General features: G+C 62.5%; 16 protein-coding genes and 2 pseudogenes. 11 read left to right on the top strand and 7 right to left on the bottom strand.

Annotated features, from left to right (window positions below):
- Positions 1-104 precede the first annotated feature (104 nt).
- Complete coding sequence (locus tag V0R59_RS22215; protein WP_330076814.1) at positions 105-272, top strand: hypothetical protein; 168 nt, start codon at positions 105-107, stop codon at positions 270-272.
- On the opposite strand, the pseudogene V0R59_RS22210 reads toward V0R59_RS22215, so the two are convergent.
- The 3 genes and pseudogenes from V0R59_RS22210 to V0R59_RS22200 all read right to left on the bottom strand — a co-directional run bounded on the left by V0R59_RS22210 (position 232) and on the right by V0R59_RS22200 (position 2,152).
- Positions 232-1,022, bottom strand: a pseudogene (locus tag V0R59_RS22210) (class I SAM-dependent methyltransferase). The gene V0R59_RS22215 and the pseudogene V0R59_RS22210 sit on opposite strands and share 41 nt — an antisense overlap.
- A 179-nt stretch (positions 1,023-1,201) precedes the next feature.
- Complete coding sequence (locus V0R59_RS22205; RefSeq protein ID WP_330076813.1) at positions 1,202-1,561, bottom strand: cupin domain-containing protein; 360 nt, start codon at positions 1,559-1,561, stop codon at positions 1,202-1,204.
- Positions 1,558-2,152 (bottom strand): annotated as a pseudogene (locus V0R59_RS22200) (N-acetyltransferase family protein). Before V0R59_RS22200 ends, V0R59_RS22205 begins: the two are co-directional and overlap by 4 nt.
- A gap of 454 nt (positions 2,153-2,606) precedes the next feature.
- On the opposite strand from V0R59_RS22200, the gene V0R59_RS22195 reads away from it, so the two are divergent.
- Together V0R59_RS22195 and V0R59_RS22190 are read left to right on the top strand one after the other, a co-directional pair.
- Positions 2,607-3,965 (top strand): DUF4041 domain-containing protein, encoded by a 1,359-nt coding sequence (locus tag V0R59_RS22195; protein WP_330076812.1) that lies wholly within the window; start codon positions 2,607-2,609, stop codon positions 3,963-3,965.
- A 789-nt stretch (positions 3,966-4,754) separates the two neighbouring features.
- On the top strand, positions 4,755-5,312 hold the full coding sequence (locus tag V0R59_RS22190) for a DUF3077 domain-containing protein (RefSeq protein WP_330076811.1): 558 nt from the start codon (positions 4,755-4,757) through the stop codon (positions 5,310-5,312).
- A gap of 26 nt (positions 5,313-5,338) precedes the next feature.
- On the opposite strand, the gene V0R59_RS22185 is transcribed toward V0R59_RS22190, so the two are convergent.
- Entirely contained in the window at positions 5,339-5,716 is a 378-nt protein-coding gene (locus V0R59_RS22185; protein ID WP_330076810.1) for a DUF4440 domain-containing protein, read from the bottom strand.
- Between the two features lie 87 nt (positions 5,717-5,803).
- On the bottom strand, positions 5,804-6,718 hold the full coding sequence (locus tag V0R59_RS22180; protein ID WP_330076809.1) for a LysR family transcriptional regulator: 915 nt from the start codon (positions 6,716-6,718) through the stop codon (positions 5,804-5,806).
- 218 nt (positions 6,719-6,936) lie between these two features.
- Here V0R59_RS22180 and V0R59_RS22175 point away from each other — a divergent pair, with 218 nt between their 5' ends.
- The 6 genes from V0R59_RS22175 to V0R59_RS22150 all read left to right on the top strand — a co-directional run bounded on the left by V0R59_RS22175 (position 6,937) and on the right by V0R59_RS22150 (position 18,214).
- A complete protein-coding gene (locus V0R59_RS22175; RefSeq protein ID WP_330076808.1) occupies positions 6,937-7,959 on the top strand; it encodes a zinc-dependent alcohol dehydrogenase family protein in 1,023 nt (340 codons plus the stop codon).
- A 511-nt stretch (positions 7,960-8,470) separates the two neighbouring features.
- Positions 8,471-9,868: a hypothetical protein gene (locus V0R59_RS22170; protein WP_330076807.1), complete on the top strand. Its 1,398-nt coding sequence runs from the start codon at positions 8,471-8,473 to the stop codon at positions 9,866-9,868.
- A 71-nt stretch (positions 9,869-9,939) separates the two neighbouring features.
- Positions 9,940-11,586, top strand: a complete 1,647-nt coding sequence (locus V0R59_RS22165; protein ID WP_330076806.1) for a VRR-NUC domain-containing protein — start codon at positions 9,940-9,942, stop codon at positions 11,584-11,586.
- Positions 11,583-13,841 (top strand): ATP-dependent DNA helicase, encoded by a 2,259-nt coding sequence (locus V0R59_RS22160; protein WP_330076805.1) that lies wholly within the window; start codon positions 11,583-11,585, stop codon positions 13,839-13,841. The genes V0R59_RS22165 and V0R59_RS22160 overlap by 4 nt, the downstream gene beginning before the upstream one ends.
- Positions 13,842-13,936: 95 nt before the next feature.
- A complete protein-coding gene (gene pgm, locus V0R59_RS22155) occupies positions 13,937-15,574 on the top strand; it encodes a phosphoglucomutase (alpha-D-glucose-1,6-bisphosphate-dependent) (protein WP_330076804.1) in 1,638 nt (545 codons plus the stop codon).
- A 252-nt stretch (positions 15,575-15,826) separates the two neighbouring features.
- Positions 15,827-18,214 carry a UvrD-helicase domain-containing protein gene (locus tag V0R59_RS22150; RefSeq protein WP_375547406.1) on the top strand — a complete coding sequence of 796 codons (2,388 nt, stop codon included), beginning with the start codon at positions 15,827-15,829 and terminating at the stop codon, positions 18,212-18,214.
- A gap of 41 nt (positions 18,215-18,255) precedes the next feature.
- Here the strand turns inward: V0R59_RS22150 and nhaB are convergent, their stop codons facing one another.
- Entirely contained in the window at positions 18,256-19,758 is a 1,503-nt protein-coding gene (nhaB, locus tag V0R59_RS22145) for a sodium/proton antiporter NhaB (RefSeq protein WP_330076802.1), read from the bottom strand.
- Positions 19,759-19,911: 153 nt separating this feature from the next.
- Between nhaB and V0R59_RS22140 the strand changes: the two genes are divergently transcribed.
- Both V0R59_RS22140 and nudC read left to right on the top strand, forming a co-directional pair.
- A complete protein-coding gene (locus V0R59_RS22140) occupies positions 19,912-20,724 on the top strand; it encodes a crotonase/enoyl-CoA hydratase family protein (protein WP_330076801.1) in 813 nt (270 codons plus the stop codon).
- Positions 20,725-20,749: 25 nt separating this feature from the next.
- On the top strand, positions 20,750-21,580 hold the full coding sequence (gene nudC, locus V0R59_RS22135) for an NAD(+) diphosphatase (protein WP_330076800.1): 831 nt from the start codon (positions 20,750-20,752) through the stop codon (positions 21,578-21,580).
- Here nudC and V0R59_RS22130 read toward each other — a convergent pair.
- Positions 21,548-22,327, bottom strand: a complete 780-nt coding sequence (locus V0R59_RS22130; RefSeq protein WP_330076799.1) for a TSUP family transporter — start codon at positions 22,325-22,327, stop codon at positions 21,548-21,550. The genes nudC and V0R59_RS22130 overlap by 33 nt on opposite strands.
- Positions 22,328-22,530: the final 203 nt, after the last annotated feature.

The following is a 22,530-nucleotide window of genomic DNA, read 5'->3' as shown; positions in this document are numbered from 1 at the left end:
CTGTCCATTGACTACTGGGCCCGCGCCGTCTACACCCCTCGGTGTTCCGGATGGACGATGTTATTTCGCCATTCTCATGAGCCCCCACCAGCAAGGACGCAACCATGGTGCAAACAGTCGAATACTGGCGTGAAACCGATCAGTCCTGGCATCCGGGTCCACCGGGGATTGCGGTGGTGACGGCGGACGACAACTACATCGGCAACCACCCGGTGACCGGCGCGGCACAGTTCATGACCTTTCCCGCGACGTTCCGCGGCGCCGATGACTGAGATACGCCTGGGTCTGATAAGGGAACGCAATGGTTTCCTGCCCCCGCAGCGCCGGATGCGTGTGGATGAGTTCGCGCAATTGTCGGGTCACCTCGGCCTTTTCCGAAGACACCAGGCTGGCGATGAAACTGACCGACAGGATGCGGTTCATGATCACCGTCTCAGGGCTGCCGACATGGCTGTGCTCGAAGCACGTCAGTGCAGGCGCCGAGAAGCCCGAGCCCTCGAACGCGTCTCGCCATTGGCCCTTGTGAAAGCGCGGGCATTACCCTCGTAAGGAGTGATGATCCGGGTAATTGCCGCGACCCAATCGACCGATTCGTCCCGCACGTTCCACACCAGCCCCAGGCGGCCGCCAGGGGTGAGCACCCGGTGAATCTCCGCCAGTGCCTGGGCATCCGCGAACCAGTGGAAGGCCTGGGCGCACAGCACCACGTCGACGCTCAATGCGGGTAAGGGTATGGCTTGGGCTGTTCCGGCAAGCACCTCGACATCGGGCAGGCTTTTGGAGAACTCCCCGCGCATCGCCTCAATGGGTTCGACGGCAACCAGCCGGTCAGTCAGCGGTTTTAGCAGGGAGGTGAACTTGCCGGTGCCTGCACCCAGATCCAGCACGCGGGTTTGCTGGTCGATTGCCAGCTTCTGGCGCAGCCAGGAGGAAAGGGCCTCGGGATAGGTGGGGCGGCCCTGGGTGTAGGTCTGGGCCTGGCTGGAGTATCCGGTCTGGGCGGCGTCATGAACGGGAGGCATGGGGGTGGCTCCTGGTATGGCTGGCGGTAGGGGGATTATAGAAACCATGCGGGAGCGCGATGATGAAGATGTTCCTTTTGGTTCCCACGCCTGTCAAAGCCCCTTGGGGCCCTGACCAGAAAAATCAGGGCCGCCGGAGAACACTCAAGCGCTGCGCTCGATGAAACGCAACGCGGTGCCTAGTTCGCAGGCAAGAGGATCACGAAGTTCTTTTTCATGTCCTCCAGCACCGTCCATTTGCCCTTGGCGCCCGGCTCGATAATGAACGTGTCGCCAGCGGCCAGTGTGACCGGGGCGCAGCCCTCAAGCTCGATGACGCAGCGTCCACCCAGGACATGGCAGAACTCCCAGACCTTGTAGTCGATGCGCCACGCTCCGGTGCTGGCTTCCCATTCTCCGGAGATGCGACCTTGCTGTTCATCGTGATAGTACTTGGACGTCAGCGTGTGAGGCTCACCTTCAACGACCTCTTCAAAAAAGGGAAGGTCGCGCACCGGTTGGATATCCAGCTCGCGAAACACGGTCAGTTTGTTGTTCATGGTTTTCTCTCGATCACGTTGTGGGGTAGGGCGATACATCAAATAGGCTTCACCGGTGACGCCCAGCATCGGGTGCGGAACGATCTGGCAGGTTTTAACAATCTGAAAACCGTGGCGTTCGTAGAAGCGGCGTGCACCGTGGTTTTCTGCGTAATCGATCAGGCATAGCCCATCCAGGCCAAGGTCGTCGGCGCGCTGCTGGGCTTGGCGAAGAAACCGGACGCCGAGCCCCTGGCTGCGCCAGGCCTCATCCAGGGCCAGGCTGGAGATGTACAAGGTGTCGGGTATTTCCATGTCGGAATAAGGCGCGAGGACCGGGTCGGTTTCCACTGGCCTGTCAGGGGCCGCGCGCAAGGCATAGCTATGCATCATGCCGATGACGCGCCCTTCGGACGTGGCCATCAGGCAGTTCTTGTAGGAAAAGTCGCCCTGCTCCCTGGAATAGCGAGAGGCGCCGACACTCAGCAATGCTTCTCCAGGTGCGGCCAGCTTGCTCCATATGTAATCGGCCATGCCCTCCGATGTCAGTTGAAAGAAGCGCGCAATATCGTGCGCGTCCGAGGCTTGAGCGGGTCTGAAGTCGATAGGCATGTGCGGTGATTCCAGGGGATTGGGTGGTTGGTTTTGGGGATTACGCCTTTGACAGGGGGAGCAGGGTAGGCGGTTTAAGCGGTTGCCATCGTGCTCTGGGCGACCACATCAGTACGACGTGCGACGTTGCCGCCATGCTCGAACGCACGTGGCCGTGAAATGGCTGAGGTCTGGAGAGTCGATCCTACAGTTGGCCGAGGTTGTGATACGAGGGCCAAAAAACGAGATGGATTTATTTTCAAGCCTCGTGGTATCGAAAATAAATCTGTCTCGATTTTCCGGCTCTTCACTCAAATGGCTCGCACACTCCCTGTGTCGTGATGGCTTTATGATATCATCCCGGTTACGCTCATGAGCTCGAAAGAAAGACGTAATGAGCCATCGCAGCTGTGTATTGCACGCGGGATCGTGAAAGGCGTTTCGACGTATCTGATTCATAACGAGGAAGGACCCCATGTCGTTTAGTGATTACTGGAAAGGCCCAGCCCATAGGCAACGTGCGGATGCCCTGGCAGCCCAACTTGCGGAGCTTGAAGCCCGGCACACACAATTGCTGGCGCTCACTGCGAAAATCGGCGCCATGGAGGTGGTGAACATCCAAAACTTAATCGAGGCTGAGCAAGTGAAACTTGCATCTATCCGCCAAGAGACTCACCGCTCAGAAAAGGAACTAGCAGTACTCGCACAGCGCTCCTTGGATCTACAAGGACAAATACTTGTTTGGGAAGAAACCTTGCTCTTGGAGAGCTTTGCGCTTTACGAGCCAAAGTTTAAGCTAGCCACTAGCCAAGAATATAAGGCTCGGCTGGATCATACTCGCGAGCGACAGAAGGTGATGATTAAAAATTCGCAGGCCGCAACCGGGAATATGAGCTGGACAGTCAACAATAGCCAGGCTCAAGGCCGCAAGCTAGTGAATGACATGATTAAATTGGTAATCCGCTCATTCAACAATGAAGCTGATGCGTGTGTGGCTAATGTGAAATTTGACAACGTCGAGCTCGGTGAGAAGCGAATTCTCAAATCTTTTGATGCCTGCAATCGCCTTGGTAAGATCATGAGCGTGGAAATATCCGGTGTATACCTCGATTTGAAACTCGATGAGCTTCACCTTGCTCATGAATTCCAGATCAAGAAGCAAGAGGAAAAGGAAGAAGCAAAGCGGGCAAGAGAGGAACTGCGAGAACAGCAAAAGTTAGAGCAGGAAATTCGCGCTGCGCGCGAGAAAATCACTAAGGAACGAAAGCACTTTACGGCCGCTATGCGGGACCTTCAGGCACGATTGGAGCACGTACAGTCCGATGAGGAGCGCTCTGCGATTTTGTTGAAACTGGCCGAGGTTGAAGCAGGTCGAGCTGAGCTCGAAAGCGAAGAAAAGCTAATTGACTATCGCGAGCAAAATGCTAAGGCTGGATATGTGTATGTGATTTCGAATTTGGGGGCGTTTGGAGAGGGCATCTATAAGATTGGTATGACACGCCGTCTAGAGCCCATGGATCGAGTTGATGAGTTGGGTGACGCGTCGGTGCCTTTCTGGTTTGATGTCCATGCGATGGTTTTTTCGAATAATGCACCTGCACTGGAAGCAAAACTGCACGAACACTTTGCGTCTGGCAGGCTCAATAAAGTGAACGGGCGTAAAGAGTTCTTCCGAGCGGACATTGCTGAGATCGAGAAAGTGATTCGAGAAAATTATGATGCTGTCGTGGAGGTCATCCATGAAGCGCCGGCTGAGCAGTATCGTGAAAGCCTACGCATGGCGTTGCCTAAGCCAGCTATTCAGCAATCAGAACGGATAGCTGCACACAGCTAGCTTGCGGCTCGATTTAGACGATGGGGCTTAGTGTTTGAGGAACTGATAGAGGGCGGATTTGCTTTTAAAGCCTTATTGCGGCGAAAAATAAATCCGTCAACTTCAGCGTCTAGAGCAGCCAGTCGGATCTGTGGTGCGCAATAGATCAAGCTGTCCAGGTTTCATGGGGATGTCGCCACAAACACCTTCTAGGTTGAACAATGCAGTCGAAATCCTCTTTTTCTCGCTGTGTCCGGGATTCGGTGTGTTTCCTGACAGCGGATCATTGCCCCTTCCGACCATTCACCAAGGTTTCCATATCACACAGGGTCTGCCGCAGCGTTAGCCAATATGGTACTGGGTGTTGGTACATCCGTAAGTATGGTTCAAATCTCACTTGCAATCTGTAGCTTCCACAAGTCGCTTACCGTCGACCTCGGGATTCCGAGCTTCTCTCCAGTAGCCCTCTGCGTCAAACCTTGCCGCTTGCATTCCTGAACCGCGGCCAGCTTACGTCGCCTTTCACTCGCCCGCGAATTTGACGTCTTACCGGAGATATAGCCGGACGTCAGTTCGCATCCTCCCGCTGCTTCGAACGCGTCTAGTTCTTTTCGAACCAAACTCAAAACATCAATGGGTCCAATGCCATCCCGCAACGCCACACACAACGCAAGCAAAGTAACCGGGCTTACCTGCAAAGCCTTCGCCAACTCATCAAACTTGTTCAACGTAGGCGAAGACTTCGCACTCTCCATCAACCAGAGATGCTTCCGGTCACTGGCATCCCCCAGATCCTGCTGGGACAAGCCTTTGACCGCCCTGACCGAGCGCAACACGGCTGCCAGTTCCTTGCTCAATGACATCAGCTTCCTCCCCAAAAGTGAGGATGTAGCCATGTTGCAATGTCCGGTTCGACGGCATATATTCCGCATTCCGGATATCGATTGGCATGTCCGAGCAAATGCTGGCGGTACTCGATTGCAGTCGGGGCGCCTGTTCTGGATGCCTGACCTTTCAAATATAGGTGGCGCGGAGCAGGGGCGTTCGCCAACCCAGGGAGAGCACTACGTGAATAAGGACGAGATCGCCGGAGTCCTCAACAGCTTGAAAACATCAGGTGTAGGATCCTTTGGCGGAGAGGAGGGTGGTACACAGGGGCTTCGGCTCTTCCGGGTCGAACCCGGTCATAGCGCGGACTATGCGCTGGCGCAGTCCTGCCAGTTGATAGCTTGCGTGCGCAAGCTGACGTTCGAAGCCGGCATCGAGCAGGACGCCACCTTGGCGATGGCGGCCCATTTCCTCAGCGGGATGGCCAATGCGCTGGTAGAGGATGTCGCGCATTCAATGATGGTGGCGGAGCAGCCTTGAACAGGTTTTGTACGGCGTCAGAAAGCTCAAGCCGCCCAGGTTTCATGCAGGTGGCGCCACAAGACATGTTCTCCTTCCAGGCTGAACAATGCCGTCGAGATTCGCTGCTTCTCGCTCTGCTCAGGGATTCGGTGAGTCTCCTGATAGCGGATCACTGCTCCTTCCGGCCACTCCGCCAGCGTTTCCATATCACTGACCTCGATAGTCAATCCTGGCTGGCTACCGGCGCGCTGATTGAACAGGGCTGCTACCTCCTCCAGGGGCACTTGACGGCCTGTGGGAGTAATCATCGAAAAGTCAGGATGGAACCGCTCGAGCATGGTTTCAATCTGGCTCTCGCCCTTGGAAAAAGTCGCTTCGATCAGAATATGGAGGTCAATGACTTCCTGCATGTAGCCGTTCATGACGTTTCCTTCAAAAAGACGTTCAACCGTGTCCTGACAGTGCGGGGGAGCCGCTGCGTGGGCGGTATTCGATCTTCCACAAACCCATCACAAACTATCCGGATCCCCGAAGAACATCTGAATCCGCGACCGCAACCACTTCTCCCCCGGATCGTTATCCTGCGCCCCTCGCCAGGCCATATGCAGCTCGAACGTCCGCGTCTCCAGCGGCAGTTCCTCCGCCCGCAGGCCGCCAGCGGCAGTGAGAATATCGGCGGTGTAGTCAGGCACCGTCGCCACGATATCCGTCCCGGTCAACAAGCTCCCCAAGCCGTTGAACTGCGGCACCGCCAGCACCACGTGGCGCTGCCGCCCGACCTTGGCCAGTTCCTCATCGATAAACCCGCTCAGGTCCCCGGCAAACGACACCAGCGCGTGGGGCCGCTTGCAGAAATCATCCAGGCTCAACGCCCCCGGGACGCTGTCCGCCCGCAGCAGCTTCGGCATGCTGCGCCGCAGCACCTTGCGCTTGGCGTTGGCCGGCAGGTCATCGGTATAACTGACCCCCACGGAGATTTCGCCAGACGCCAGCAGGGTAGGCATCAGCAGGTAGTTGACCCGCCGCACCACCAGCACCACTCCGGGCGCCTCGGCGCGCACGCGCTTGAGCAACAGCGGCAACAGGGCAAATTCGGCGTCGTCGGAAAGCCCGATACGAAACACCGCCGTACTGGTCGCCGGATCGAAATCCGCCGCGCGGCTGACCGCCGTGGAAATGGAGTCCAGCGCCGGGGAGAGCAGGGCAAAGATCTCCACCGCCCGCGCCGAGGGTTCCATGCTGCGCCCGGTCCGTACGAACAACGGGTCATCGAACAACGTACGCAGCCGCGACAGCGCGGCACTGATCGCCGGCTGGCCGAGGAACAGCTTTTCCGCAGCGCGGGTCACGCTGCGTTCGTGCATGAGGGTCTCGAAAACGATCAGCAGATTGAGATCGACGCGGCGCAGGTCGTTACGGTTCATCGGCTTCGCTTCGCTGGCGGTGTGGGGCAAGGGATGAATCTTACGGACAAAGGCGTTACCCTGCATCGGTTATATGGCGTCAGGCCAGTGTACGACACGGCCACGGGCACGAGCCCAATCGATGACAAGCATGTCGACTATTAATGACCACTGATGGTCTAACCATGAAAGCCCCGATAGAGTTCAGGGCATTAGAGGTTCACTAGGCGAGGTTTGCGATGTCCCGCATGATCCGTATCCACAAGTTCGGTCAGGCCGAGGTGCTCAAGATAGAGGAGCTGCCAACGCCCGCGCCGGCTGCCGGGGAAGTGCAGATTCGTGTCCAGGCGATCGGCGTCAGTTGGTATGACGTGCTCTGGCGGCAGAATCTGGCACCGTCCCAGGCGCGTCTGCCGGCCGGTATCGGCCACGAGATGGCAGGCGTGGTGACGGCCGTGGGCGAGGGCGTCGATGACCTGGTCGTCGGCGACAAGGTCGCCAGTTTCCCGGCCACCAGCCCCAACGAGCACCCGGTGTACGGTGAGGTCATCGTCCTGCCGCGCACCGCGTTGACCCGCTACCCGGACATCCTCACGCCGATCGAGGCCAGCGTGCACTACACGCCGTTCCTCATGGCCTACTTCGCCTATGTCGACCTGGCGCGGGCCAAGGCCGGGCAGACCGCGCTGATCACCGACGCCAGCCACTGCGCCGGACCGTCCTTCGTGCAACTGGGCAAGGCCCTGGGCCTGAAGGTGATCGCCGCCACCCGCGACGCCGACGAGCGCGAGCCACTGCTCAAGCTGGGCGCCGACAAGGTGATCGTCACGGAGGAGCAGGACCTGCTCATGCAGATCAACAAGATCACCGACAACCGTGGCGTCGACATGGTCCTCGACGGCCTCGGCGGGCCGCAGATGTCGCTGCTCGGCGATGTCCTCGCGCCTCGCGGCAGCCTGGTGCTGTACGGCCTGCAGGGCGGCAACCAGACGCCGTTCCCGGCCTGCGCGGCGTTCCAGAAGAACATCCAGTTCTTCGTCCATTGCATCAGCAACTTCACCGGCAAGCCGGAGCTGGGCATTACTCAGGACCAGGTCGCGCTGCACCGCGCCCTGCGCGATATCAACCAGTTCACCGCAGACCGCCAGTTGCTGCCGCAGATCATCCAGGTCTATCCGTTCGAGCGGGCGGTGGATGCCCACCGGCACATGGACGAATGCCCTTGCGGTGGTCGCGTGGTGCTGGAACTGCCCGACGCCTGACGCACTTTTCCGGCGTATCCCACCAAGCCCGAGAACCCTCTCGGGCTTTTTTGTGAATTTAGCCTTCTAAAATTTCAGAAATTTCCTATTAGTCTTATGGGGACTAAGGACATTGCTTGGGCTATGTTGTTGCTGTCGGAAACAAGGTACTTCGCTGTCTGGAGAATTACGCGGCGGGGCGGAAAAGTGCCGCGCTCTTCGTAGCGTGAACCTGTTCGTCGACTGGGAAAGTGTTCTGTTTGTCGTCGTCTCAAGGAGCGAGATATGTCCGTGGAATTACCCGATCCGGCCAGGGGCCTGACTGCGCGGGTTTGCGCTGTCCCCGGGGATGCCCTGCCGTGGCGTCCTACAACTTTTCAGTTGGTTTTGTAGGAAAGTAAGAAGTTTCCTGCAAATACAAACGAGGCTCTGCGTGAGTGCAGGCGCTGACTGTTTCGATAACTACGCAAATTCACTTTTGCGGGTGATCCGCAAGTTTTGATTGATTGCGAAAAATATCAGGGAATTGAATATGGGTGCGATTCACGACCAAGCCATGCAGTACGTCTACCAGCAAGTGCTGCAGCGGGTACTCGAACGGATGACCCAGGGACAACGCGCATCCCTGCAGTTGCTGGTCCAGCGCCTGCTGGTGATTGCCGGCGGACCCGATTGCATCGGCGGGTTGAAGGTGATGCTGGTGCACACCGGCAGCCAGGACAGCACCCAGGCCCTGGCCTTCCTGCGGGCCGCGCAACTGACCCTGGCGGCCCGCTCGCCCGGCACGTTCAACCTGCGTATTGCCGCCGCGCGACACAGCGATATGCCGGCGGTAGTCCTGAGCAATATCGAGCGGGCGTTTGCCGCGTTGGTGGTGCATGACGACCCGCGTGTCGAGCTGCTGATGCTGGAGGATGGCCAGGTACGGCCTTTCGATGCCCGCCAGCCGATCTCGCGGCAGCAGCAACAGGCGGACCGTCACGCCGTACTGATGGCCGGACACCTCACCGGTGGTGAGACGCAGATGTCCCTGGGCCATCGACAATACCTGGACCTGGCCGACCTGCATCGCCTTGGCGCCTCATGGAATGGCGGGGTTGACGTGCTGGTCAGCGGCGAGCCGGCCGTGCAGCGCAAGCGCTTCCTGGCCAAGGCGCTGCGCATGATGCGCGCCACCGGTGTGCCGCGGGTGCGTCCGCTGGAGACCTTTCCGCACACGCTGTTCGAGGTGGCAACGGCGATTCGCGATGAATACCGGCTGCCGCAACCGGCCGAGACCGCCACGGAAAATCCTGCCTTCGAAGCACGTGTGCGCCTGCCGCGAGTCATTGCCATCGACGACCTGACCCACGACCCCGTCTGCGGCCACGGTCGCCTGCTGGCCGAACTGCTGCGCTACGAGCATGACGAATGGTCGTTTGCCTTTTCCCGCAATGAAGCCGGCAACCCGCTGTTGCGCGCGCACCTGATGGGGCTGCGCCGTGAGTTCATCGAGGACGGCTGTTATCAGGACGGCCTCGACGGCTGCCTGCAACGCAGTGAGGAGGCGATGAAGCGCGAGCAACTGCCGTCGGCCTTGCGCGATCAACTGCTCGGTCCTTGGCAGAAGGGCGAGGAGCTGCAACAGGTCAGGCGCCTGGCCGGGGACTTCGCATCCCAGGCGTGGGGTATCAGCGAGACGCAGCTGGTGTGCCTGCTGTTCGCGCCGATCGTCAGACAGGGCAGGGAGCTGGAAACGTTCCTGCGCCGTTGCCATCCGGGCATGCTGGTGGCGCTGCCGTACCTGCACAAGGCCTTGCAGGGCCATCCGGCCACCGATCCGGTGATCCAGTGGCTGACCGGCACCAGCGGCCTGCCGATGGTCACCCTGCAGACGCTCTACCGGCGTACTCCGCTGCTGGCGCCGGCCACCGAGCCGATCGACCACTGATCCCCCGCGGTTGCCAATCGGGCTTATCTGTATGTATAACCAGTGTTCGTTTTCCCCTGGTTATGTGCCCCGTGATCGCCGACTCCCTCAACGACCCGTTCTACTACCTGCACAACTTCCGTCAGGTGTTGAACTGGCTGCGCCTGCGCTACAGCGACCTGCTGGACGAAGAGGAGCGCGCCTTCATCGACGGTTTCGAGTGCTTGCCGCAACCCAGCCAGGCGCTGCTGGTACGCATGCTGATGCGCAAGGGTGTGCTGTTTCGCGGACGGCGCCTGGCCTATGACGAGATCGGCCCGACCGTAGCGGCCATGGCGCCCCTGCTGGAACAGGGCTGGGTCGACAGCGAGGCGCCGCTGGGCCTGGAGGCGCTGTTCCAGCTCCTGCTCAAGGACGAGATCAGCCGCTGCTTCGCCGCCCACCTGAGCCGGCCGAAGGCGGCCAAGCACGAACTGTTCGAACAGTTGCAGGCGCTGTTCCCCGAGCCGCGCCCGCTGCGCGAATGGTGGCCGGAGTGTGACGAGCCGATCTACGCGCTGTGCCAGCAGGCAGTCTGCGATCGCCTGCGCCTGCTGTTCTTCGGCAACCTGTACCAGGACTGGTCCGAGTTCGTGCTCGCCGACCTCGGTCTGCTGCGCTACGAGCAGGTGGAGTTCGGCAGTGATTCCCGCGCCCTGCGCGAGCGCGCCGATGTCGACCTGTGCCTGGCCCTGCATGTCTGCGCCGAGCAGATGGAGGGCGAGGTGGATGTCCAGTCGTTGCTGGGACGCCTGGAGGGCATGGATACCGCCAATCCCTGGCTGGAGCGGCGCCGGGCGAAGCTGCAGTACCAGCTGGCCTACCTGTGCGAGCGAGTCGGCGACTGGAATCAGGCCCTGGCGATCTATCCCGTATGCGCCCATCCCCAGGCTCGCGAGCGGCATATCCGCGTGCTGGAACACAGCGGCGACTATCAAATGGCAATGGAGCTGGCGACCCTCGCTGCCGAGCGCCCCGGCAATGCCGCCGAGGCCCAGGCCCTGACCCGCATCCTGCCACGCCTGCGACGCAAGCTGGGTGGTCCGCCGCAGCCACGGCGCAAGGCCCAGGCCGTCAGCCGCCTCGACCTGACCCTGCCCGCCGAATGGGCCGGGCTCGGCGTCGAGCGGGCTGTGCTGGTGCACTTCGAGCTGCCGGACGCGCCTGTGCACTACGTCGAGAACACTCTGTTCAACAGTCTGTTCGGCCTGCTGTGCTGGCCGGCCATTTTCGCGCCAGTGCCGGGCGCCTTCTTCCACCCGTTCCAGAGTGGCCCGCAGGACCTGCTGGACGCCGGCTTCCACAGCCGCCGCGCCGATCTGTTCGCGGTATGCCTGGAGCAACTGGACGATGGCCGCTACCGCCAGGCCCTGCGCGATACCTATGCGGCCAAGCACGGCCTGCAATCGCCCTTCGTCTACTGGGAGCTGCTGACGCCGGAGCTGCTGGAGCTGGCCATCGACTGCCTGCCGCCGGCGCATCTGAAGCAGTGTTTCCTGCGCTTGCTGGAGGATATCCAGGCCAACCGCGCCGGCATGCCCGACCTGATCCAGTTCTGGCCGCAGGAGAAGCGTTACCGGATGATCGAGGTGAAAGGCCCCGGCGACCGCCTGCAGGACAACCAGCTGCGCTGGATCGAGTTCTGTACCGTCCATGGCCTGCCGGTAGATGTCTGCCACGTGCAGTGGGCCGAGGCATGACCTACCGCGTGGCGGTGCGCAGCCTGTGCGAGTTCACCGCCAAGGTCGGTGACCTGGATCTGCGTTTCACCCCTTCGCCCACGGCCCTGGAAGGTATCGCCGGCCATCGCCGGGTGGTGAGCAGGCGGGGCGAGGGCTATGAGGCGGAAGTGGCGCTGGAAGGACGCTTCGGGGAGCTGGAAGTACGCGGGCGCGCAGACGGCTATCACCCGGCCAGCAACTGCCTGGAAGAGATCAAGACTCACCGCGGCGACCTCGCCAGCCAGCCGGACAACCACCGGCAACTGCACTGGGCCCAGGCCAGGGTCTATGGCTGGCTGATGTGCCAGTCGCGCCAGCTGGCGTCCATCAACCTGGCGCTGGTCTACCTCGATGTCGACAGCGATCACGAAACCCGTTTCGAATGCAGCGCAAGTGCAGCCGAGCTGGAAGCCTGCTTCAACGAACAGTGCCTGCGCTTCATCCAGTGGGCCGAGGCTCGGTCGCGGCGCCTGGCGCAGCGCGATGCCGGGCTGAATGCCCTGGGCTTCCCCTGGCCGTCCTTCCGCAAGGGCCAGCGCGAGTTGGCGGAAACCGTGTTCAAGGCGGTCAGCACCGGACGCTGCCTGATGGCCCAGGCCACCACCGGCATCGGCAAGACCCTTGGCACGCTGTTCCCACTGCTCAAGGCCATGCCGCGCCAGGGGCTGGACAAGCTGCTGTTTCTTACCGCCAAGACCCCCGGTCGTGCCCTCGGCCTGGATGCCGTGCGCCAGGTCATGGATTCCAGCCCGGAGCTGGCCCTGCGCACCCTGGAGCTGGTAGCCCGGGACAAGGCTTGCGAGTACCCCGGCACGGCCTGCCATGGCGAGGCCTGTCCTCTGGCCAAAGGCTTCTACGATCGCTTGCCCGCAGCCCGGGAAGCGGCGATGCAACGGCCGCTACTGGACAAGGCTCAGCTGCGCGAAGTGGCACTGGCCCATGATGTCTGTCCCTATTACCTGGCCCAGGAGCAGGCGCGCTGGGTCGACGTGCTGGTGGCCGACTACAACTACTACTTCGACCAGAGCGCCTTGCTCTTCGGCCTGGCCCAGGCCGAGCAGTGGCGCCTGGCCGTGGCGGTGGACGAGGCGCACAACCTGGTGGAACGGGCGCGGCAGATGTACAGCGCGAGCCTCGACCAGGGCCAGTTGCAGGCCTTGCGGCGCGCGCCGCCGGCGGGCATGGCCAGTGCCCTGCAAAGTCTCAATCGTGAGTGGAATCGCCTGTACAAGGAGCAAGTCGCTCCGTATCAGGCCAGCAACGAACTGCCGGGCGCGTTCCTCAAGGTCTTGCAGCGCTGCGTCGGGCTGGTCCAGGACCTGATGAACCGCACTCCGCAGGCGGTTGACCCGGCATTGCTGCAGTTCTTCTTCCAGGCCTTGCAGTTCACCCGGCTGGCCGAGGTGTTCGACGCGCACTTCCTCTTCGATATCAGCCTGCGCGGGGCAGGGCGAAGGCGCCTGGCCACCCTGTGCCTGCGCAACGTGGTGCCGGCGCCGTTGATCGGTCCACGCATCAGCGCGGCCCGCAGTGTCGTGCTGTTCTCCGCGACCCTCAGCCCGCGGCATTTCTACGCCGACCTGCTGGGCATGCCGGCCGACACCGCCTGGCTGGAGGTGGACTCGCCCTTCGTTGCCGAACAGCTGCGGGTGCGCATCGTCAGCGAGGTGTCGACCCGCTACCAGCATCGCCAGGCCTCGCTGGCGCCCATCGTCGAGCTTGTCGCCCGGCAGTACCAGGAGGCGCCCGGCAATTACCTGGCGTTCTTCAGCAGCTTCGATTACCTGCAACAAGTGGCGACTCTACTGGCCGAGCGCTATCCAGCCATTACGCAATGGGCGCAATCCTCGGGGATGGACGAGGACCAGCGCCAGGCCTTTCTCGACCGCTTCGTCGAGGACGGTCGTGGCATCGGTTTCGCCGTGCTCGGTGGTGCCTTCGCCGAGGGCGTGGACCTGCCGGGTACGCGCCTGATCGGCGCCTTCATCGCCACCCTCGGGCTGCCCCAGGTCAACCCGGTCAACGAGCAGCTCAAGCAGCGAATGGGCAGCCTGTTCAGTGCCGGCTTCGACTACACCTATCTCTATCCCGGGGTGCGCAAAGTAATCCAGGCGGCCGGGCGGGTGATCCGCGGGACCGAGGATCGCGGCACGGTGCTGCTGATCGACGACCGCTTCGCCGAAGCCCGCGTGCGCCATATGTTCCCGTCTTGGTGGTCGCCGGAAGGCTATTGAATTTCGTGTGGGAATCTTCGCCGTCGCCAGACGGTCGAAGTGGCAGTAAACTGTCGTGTTTTCATCACCCTGAAATTCCATTCTTGAGGTTTTGCATGAAGCTCAGTCCTCTGGCGGGCAAGCTGGCCCCGGCCTCCGTGCTGGTCGATATTCCCCGCCTGCTGACCGCCTACTACACCGGTCAGCCCGATGCCTCTGTCGCCACCCAGCGTGTTGCCTTCGGCACCTCCGGGCATCGCGGCAGTTCCCTGGACCTGAGTTTCAACGAGCACCATGTCCTCGCCATCAGCCAGGCCATCTGCCTGTACCGCCAGGCCCAGGGCATCGACGGCCCGCTGTTCATCGGCGCCGACACTCACGCCCTGTCGACCCCGGCGGCGGCCAGCGCCCTGGAAGTGCTGGCGGCCAACGGTGTCGAGGTGATGCTGTCGAAGGACGACGAATACACTCCGACCCCGGCGGTGTCGCACGCCATTCTCTGCTACAACCGCGGTCGCACCGGCGGCCTGGCCGACGGCATCGTCATCACTCCGTCGCACAACCCGCCGCAGAGCGGTGGCTTCAAGTACAACCCGCCCAACGGCGGCCCGGCCGACAGCCATGTGACCAAGTGGATCGAGGCCAAGGCCAACGAACTGCTGGCCGAGGGCCTCAAGGGCATCAAGCGCATGCCGTACGAGCAGGCGCTGAAGGCTTCCACCACCCATCGCCATGACTACGTCGGCACCTATGTCGCCGACCTGGTCAACGTCATCGACTTCGACGCCATCCGTGGCGCCAACCTGCGCCTGGGCGTCGATCCGCTGGGCGGCGCTGGCGTGCGCTACTGGTCGGCCATCGCCGAGCACTACAAGCTGAACCTGGAAGTGGTCAACGACGCAGTCGACCCGACCTTCCGCTTCATGTCCGTGGACTGGGACGGGCAGATCCGCATGGACCCATCCTCGCCGTATGCCATGCAGGGCTTGATCGGCCTGCGCGAGCGTTTCGACGTGGCTTTCGCCTGCGACCCGGACCACGACCGCCACGGCATCGTCACCTCGGCCGGCCTGCTGGCGCCGAATAACTACCTGGCGGTGGCCATCGACTACCTGTTCCAGAACCGCCCGCAGTGGCGTGCCGATGCCGCGGTGGGCAAGACCGTGGTCAGCAGTGGCCTGATCGACCGCGTCACCGCGCGCCTGGGTCGTCGCCTGTATGAAGTGCCGGTGGGCTTCAAGTTCTTTGCCGACGGCCTGTTCGACGGCTCCCTTGGCTTTGGTGGCGAGGAGAGTGCGGGAGCGTCCTTCCTGCGCCTGGACGGCAGCGTCTGGAGCACCGACAAGGACGGCCTGATCCCGTCGCTGCTGGCGGCCGAGATGACTGCCCGCACCGGTCGCAACCCGGCCGAAGCCTATGCCGCGCTGACTGCCGAGCTGGGCGAGCCGTTCGCCACCCGCGTGGAGGCCAAGGCCAATCTGCAGCAGAAGGCCTTGCTGAGCAAGCTGGCGCCGGAGCAGGTGAAGTCCACCGAACTGGCCGGCGAGCCGATCGAGCAGATCCTCAGCCATGCGCCGGGCAATGGCCAGGCGATTGGCGGCCTCAAGGTGATGACCGCCAACGGCTGGTTCGCCGCGCGGCCGTCGGGCACCGAGGACATCTACAAGATCTACGCCGAGAGCTTCGTCGACGATGCGCACCTGCAGCGTCTGGTGGCCGAGGCGCAGGAGTTGGTGGACAAGGCGATCGCCTGATTCCTCCAGCCGCTTCCAGGCCTTCGCGAGCTTGCTCGGGAAGGCCTGGAAATCAGGCCCAGTCTCAACACTGCCTGCTAATCCACTGATTTCCCAGGCAATCACCACTGTCCCAGCGTCCCCGAATGGGGTAAAACTTCCGGCTCATGTGTTTCCCCAGCCGGAGTCGGTGTGTCAGACAAGCTTCCCCCGCAACCCCAGGACCTCACCCCGCCAGCCCAGCTTCCGTGGCTCAGGCGTGTGGCCGCGCGCATGCTCGGTCGCGGCCTCAACCGCCTGAGCGCGCAGCACCGCGACTCATGGTTCCAGGGCCATGCCAGCGGCCAGCGTACCGGCCATGCCGACGGCCTGCGCGAGGGTTACGAGCAGGGCCGCGTCGACGGCTACGAGGCCGGGCGCCAGGTCCTGGTGATCCGCGATACCCGTCCCGACGGCCATTCCGTGCCTGGCCTGGATGACAGCCTGTTCGACGACTGGCGCCTGCCGCTCAGCGCGGAGCTGAAGAAGCGCTTCAAGGCCGATGTCGCCCAGCGCTTGCCAGCCCATGCCCAGCCCAGCGCCGCGCAGTGGAAGATGATCTTCAGCGAAACGCCTTCCACCTGCGTCATCGCCGGGGCCGGGGCGGGCAAGTCCACGTCGCTGGTGCTGCGCATCCTGCTGCTGCGCCACTACCTGGGCTACGAGCTGGATGCGATGACCGTGGTGACCTTCACCCGCGAGTCGCGCAAGGACTTTATCGCCCGTCTGCTGCAGGTCTTCAGCCAGTGGCAGGTACAACTGACACCCGTGCAGGCGCGGGAGCTGGTGCGTACCTTCCACTCGCGGATCCTGCCGCTGGTACGCAGCCTGCCGGGCTTCAGCCAGGTGCGCGCCTTCGAGACCCTGGGCAGCGAGTTGCCGGCAGGGGCGGAGGCCGATGCCGAGAGCAATCCCTTCGACCTGCGCATCAACGACGCTCAGCGCCAGCAGCTCAACCTCTGCTACCGCGACTTGCTGCGCACCAGCCCGCGCTTCGCCGAGCTGATCGGCGGCCTGCGCCGCGAGGCGGTGCAGCTCAAGTCGCTGGAGCGCGATCATCCGGACGTGCAGAAACGCGTCGCCGTGACCCAGCTCTCCGCCACGCGGGACGAAGAGCTCTGCGATACCATCGAGGACCTGTGGTTCCGCGCCGGCGCCTGGCCGATCAAGGGCATCGAGCCGAGCCGGGAGACCGTCGAGATCAACGGCAGCCGCTTCCATTTCCATGGTCATATTGCCGAGCTGGATGCCTGGGTGGTGCTGGGCTTCGATCCGGGCGAGAACCAGAACTACAAGCGCCCGGGGGCCAAGCTACCGGTCTGGGCAGAGTGGGTTATCAAACGCACCCTGTTTCAAGCTTTCTGCGATAAGCCTGTGATATGGCTGGGAAATTACGCTGAGGCAAAACGCCTGACCGCTTCCCTGGCGGGGGATGCGGTGGCCGGTCCGGGCTTCGACTACAAGGTCAAGGGTGAACTGGCTGCGGTGCCGCTGCTGGATGCTTTCGTCGCGGCAGCCGGCTTTATCGAGAACCTGGGGCTGGATGTCAGCGTGGCCGTGCAGGGCATGAGCTTCCCTGCGGGAGATACCGACGGGCTGTTCTTCGAAGCCCTGAGCCTGTACTGGAAGGCCCTGGAGACCCATCTGCTGGCGCAGTCGCCGCCGGTGATGAGCTACAACCGCATGTTCGCCCTGTTCGGCGAGAACAACCCGGAGAACCTGCAGCTGTTGCCGGACCCGCTGCTGCGGCCGCTGGCGCACCTGATGATCGACGAGTTCCAGGATGTCTCGCCGCAGATCGTCTCCTGGCTGCGCGCCAGCCTGCGCGAGATCCGCCGGCGTGGGCCGGCATTGAGCGTCGAGCGCACGGCACGGCATTCGTCGCTGCTCTGCGTGGGCGATGACTGGCAGTCGATCTACGGCTGGCGCGGCAGTTCGCCGAAGTACTTCATGGAGTTCGCCAAGACCTTCCCGGCGCCATCCAGCACCCGGGTGATGCTCACTGACAACTACCGCAGCCATCAGCACATCATCGATGCCGCCGAGCACATCGTGAAGTCGGCGCCTTCGATCAGTGGCAAGAAGGCCAAGGCGGTTGGCCCGGCTGCGGAGCAATGCTGGCCGGTGCAGGTGCGCGAACGGGACGAGGCGGCCCTGGCGCAGCAGGTGATGGAGCACTACAACCGCGGTGACTCGATCATGATCCTGTTTCGAAAAAGTTCTGATAAATCATTGATTTCAGAGCATATTCAATCTGTAGTTAATGTTGATTCTAGCTTGCCTCATGGCCAGCGGCGGCTGAGGCAACTGACCTATCACAGCGCCAAGGGGCTGCAGGCGGATGCGGTGTTCATGCTTGGGGACTGCCAGTACGTGACGCGCTCGCCGTACAAGAACCAGGTCTATCGGCTGGCCGGGTTGGGCAGGAATGGTGATCCGGAGGCGTTCGACACGGCGCAGAAAGAAGAAATCCTGCGCCTGGCCTATGTGGCGATTACCCGGGCGGTGAGGTACTGCTACTGGCATGTGGAGGCGCCAAGTGGAGAACAGGCCGCGTTGCCGAGGGCTTCGCTGCAGGTGGATGGGAAGAAGGTGTTCTTCGAGGATCTGCGCGGGCAGTGAGGCCCTGTCGCTGGCGTGCCGGCGACAAGGCCCTCAAGGGATCACAGCCAGTAGGTCACAGCCCACCAACCCAGGCCACCCATGACCACGGTATACGGCAACGCCATCCACACCATCCGTCCATAGGACAGGCGAATCAGCGGCGCAATCGCCGAGGTCAGCAGGAACAGGAAGGCTGCCTGCCCGTTCGGCGTGGCCACGCTCGGCAGGTTGGTACCGGTATTGATCGCCACCGCCAGGGTCTCGAAGTGCTCGCGGCTCATGGCGCCATTGACGAACGCCTGCTTGACCTCGGTGATGTAGATGGTGGCGACGAACACGTTGTCGCTGATCGCCGAGAGCAGGCCGTTGGCGATGAACAGCATGCCGGGCTGCTGCTCTGCCGGCAGGGCCAGTACCCACTGGATCAGCGGCGTGAACAGCTGCTGCTGGTGGATCACCGCGACCACGGCGAAGAACACCACCAGCAACGAGGTGAACGGCATCGCATCCTGGAACGCCCGGCCCAGGCGATGTTCGTCGGTGATGCCGGTGAACGCGGTGATCAGCACGATCACCAGCAGGCCGATCAGGCCCACTTCGGCGATATGCAGCCCGAGGCAGACGATCAGGATCAACGCGGCGATGCCCTGCACCAGCAGGCTGGCGCGCTGTTGCGGGGTGCGCTGGGCGTCGTCCTCGGCGGCGCAGGCGGCCAGCACATCGCGCACGCGGTCCGGGAGCAGGGTGCCGTAGCCGAACCAGCGCAGTTTCTCCAGCAGTACGCAGGTGACCAGGCCCGCCGCCAGCACCGGCAGCGATACCGGGGCGACCTTGAAGAAGAAGTCCTGGAAGTGCCAGCCCATCTCATGGCCGATCAGCAGGTTCTGCGGCTCGCCCACCAGCGTGCACACGCCGCCCAGCGCCGTGCCCACGGCGCCGTGCATCAGCAGGCTGCGCAGGAAGGCGCGGAACTGCTGCAGGTCTTCCCGGGCCAGGTCGGGGATGTGCTGGTCGCTGTCGATCTGCGCATCGCCGCGGGGGTTCGCACCCGAGGTCACGCGGTGGTAGATGGCGTAGAAACCCACCGCCGCACTGATGATCACCGCGGTCACGGTGAGGGCATCGAGGAAGGCAGAGAGAAACGCCGAAAGGAAGCAAAACATCAATGCCAACAATGACTTGGATCGTACTCCTAACAAAATGCGCGAGAAGGCGAACAGCAGCAGGTCCTTCATGAAATAGATCCCGGCCACCATGAACATCAGCAGCAGGATCACCGGGAAGTTGTGTTGCAACTCCTCGTACAGCGCCTGCGGAGTGGTCAGCCCCAGCAACAGGGCTTCCACCATCAGCAGGCCGCCGGGCATCAGTGGGTAGCACTTGAGCGCCATGCCCAGGAAGAAGATGAACTGCACCACCAGCACCCAGCCGGTGACCACCGGGCCGAGGGTCGCCAGCAGCAGCGGATTGAGCAGCAGGAACAGGCACACGGTGGCTTTGTACCAGCGCGGTGATTGCCCAAGGAAATTGTGGGCCAGGGCGCCGGGCAGGGAGCGGGGCATGGAGATGTTTCCTAATAATTCAAAGACCTGCGCACGGTGCCGCAAGCGGCCTGCAAGATCAAGGAAAGTCAGTCCCGCTTTTGGCAAAAGCACGGCCTGCGGGGTGCGATATAGTCCGGGCTTCCTTTCCCTCCCTGCTCAAGGAGCGTCGCCGTGACCGACTACACCGCGTTCAAGGTCGAGCTGTCGAACAACATCGCCCACGTCCAGATCAACCGCCCGGAAAAGATCAACGCCATGAACGCCGCGTTCTGGAGCGAGATCGTCGAGATCTTCCAGTGGATCGACGAGACCGACGCGGTGCGGGTGGTGGTGATCAGCGGCGCCGGCAAGCATTTCTCTTCCGGCATCGACTTGATGCTGCTGGCCTCGGTGGCCAGCGAGCTGGGCAAGGACGTCGGCCGCAATGCGCGCATGCTGCGGCGCAAAATCCTGCAGATGCAGGCCTCGTTCAATGCCGTGGATAATTGCCGCAAGCCGGTGCTGGCGGCGATCCAGGGCTACTGCATCGGCGGCGCCATCGACCTGGTCGCTGCCTGCGACATGCGCTACGCGGCCGCCGACGCGCAGTTCTCGATCAAGGAAATCGACATGGGCATGGCCGCCGATGTCGGCACTTTGCAACGTCTGCCGCGTATCATCGGCGACGGCCTGCTGCGTGAACTGGCCTACACCGGGCGCAGCATCGACGCGGCGGAAGCGCAGCGTATCGGCCTGGTCAACCGTGTCTACGACGATCATGCCGCGCTGCTCGATGGAGTCTTTGCCATTGCCACCGAAATTGCGGGAAAATCCCCGATTGCCGTGGCCGGCACCAAGGAGATGCTCAGCTACATGCGCGATCACCGGATCGACGACGGGCTGGAGTACATCGCCACCTGGAACGCCGCCATGCTGCAATCCACCGACCTGCGGGTGGCCGTGGCCGCCCACATGAGCAAACAGAAGCCGGAGTTCGCCGACTGAGGTGAACGGCTAAGGATAAGGGAACATGTCAGCGCGCTGGACCACTGCGGTACTGGATACGAATGTCGGCGGCGGCCTTGCGGTCGTGCGCAGCGCCGAAGGATTCATGGTGGACGCCAATGGCGCGCTGTTCCCCCGCGACTGGTTCAAGCGCCAGGAGCCGGATATCCGCTTCGAGCATGGCATCGGTCACTACGACGGGCAGCCGGTCTACCTGATCGAGCTGCACGGCAGCCAGGCGCTGCCCGGCTGCAGCTGGCGCGGCCTGCGCCAGTTCATGCTGGAAGGCGATTTCGACACCTACACCATTCTCGGCTATGCCGCGCAGATCGCCACCTGGGCCCGCGAGCACCGTTTCTGCGGCAGTTGCGGGCAGCCGATGACGCAGATTAACCGGGAGCGGGCGATGTACTGCGAGCCCTGCGACCTGCGCAGCTACCCGCGCATCTCGCCGAGCATGATCGTGCTGATCACCCGTGGCGACGAGATCCTGCTGGCCCGTTCGCCGCGCTTCGTCACCGGGGTCTACAGCACCCTGGCGGGCTTTGCCGAGCCAGGGGAGTCGGCGGAGGATTGCCTGGTGCGCGAAGTGCGCGAGGAAGTGGCGCTGGAAGTGAAGAACATCCAGTACGTCGGCAGCCAGTGCTGGCCGTTCCCGCACTCGATGATGCTGGGCTTCCATGCCGAGTACGCCGGTGGCGAGATCGTCATGCAGCCGGACGAGATCGAGGATGCCCAGTGGTTCCGCGTCGACGCCTTGCCGCCGCTGCCCGCCGGGCGCTCCATTGCCCGCTACCTGATTGATCTGTATGTAGCGCGCCGCTTAGGCCTGGCCGAACCAGTGCTGCCACGCTAGGCGCACGGTCAGGGCCAATACCACGGTGATGAACACCGGGCGAATGAACTTCGAACCGCCACTGATGGCGGTTCGCGCGCCGAAGAAGGCGCCGACCATCAACGAAGAGCCCATCGCCAGGCCCACGGCCCAGTCCACCTGACCCGAGAAGATGAACACCGACAGCGCCGCGGCGTTGCTGACGAAGTTCATGCTGCGCGCCACGCCGCTGGCCTTGACCAGGTCGATGGGGTAGATCAGCAGCGTGCTGACGGTCCAGAAGGCGCCGGTACCTGGGCCGGCCACGCCATCGTAGAAGCCCAGGGTGAAGCCCTGGGGGAACTGCCACTTCTTCTTGATCGGCACGTCGGCGTCCAGCGGCGCCTTGGGCGTACCGCCGAACAGCAGGTAGACGCCGCAGGCAAAGACGATCACCGGGAGCATCTTGTTAAGCCACTCAGCCGGCAGGTAATGGGCGATCACCGCGCCGATCAGGGCCCCGATCAGGGTGCCGACCAGGGCATGCTTCCACTGTGCCGGATGAAACAGCTTGCGTCGGTAGTAGGTGAAACCGGCGGTGGCCGAGCCGAAGGTGGAACTGAGCTTGTTGGTGCCCAGCACCAGGTGCGGCGGCATGCCGGCGGTGAGCAGGGCGGGCGTGGTCAGCAGGCCGCCACCGCCAGCGATGGCATCGATGAATCCGGCGACGAAGGCGACTGCGGCGAGAATGGCGAGGGTGGTGAGGTCAACGCTGAGTTCGAAAGGCATGGGGATTTCTTGTGCGACAGGGGCTGGCGAGAAGGGCTCGCCGGAAGGGAGCTATGGTACGCCTGTCGCCGGGGTTTGTGTGGTCTTTTGGAGCTGTCGCGGACCTTGTGGGAGCGGGGTGAACCCCCAATGCAAAAGGTGTGGAACACACGCACACTCCCGGGCAAACCCCACCACCCAAAACAAAAATAAAAAGTATAATA

Source organism: Pseudomonas ulcerans, from assembly GCF_036324125.1.
Classification (GTDB): domain Bacteria; phylum Pseudomonadota; class Gammaproteobacteria; order Pseudomonadales; family Pseudomonadaceae; genus Aquipseudomonas; species Aquipseudomonas ulcerans.
Note: the sequence above shows the minus strand (reverse complement) of the source record. Positions and strands in the feature narration are given on the sequence as shown.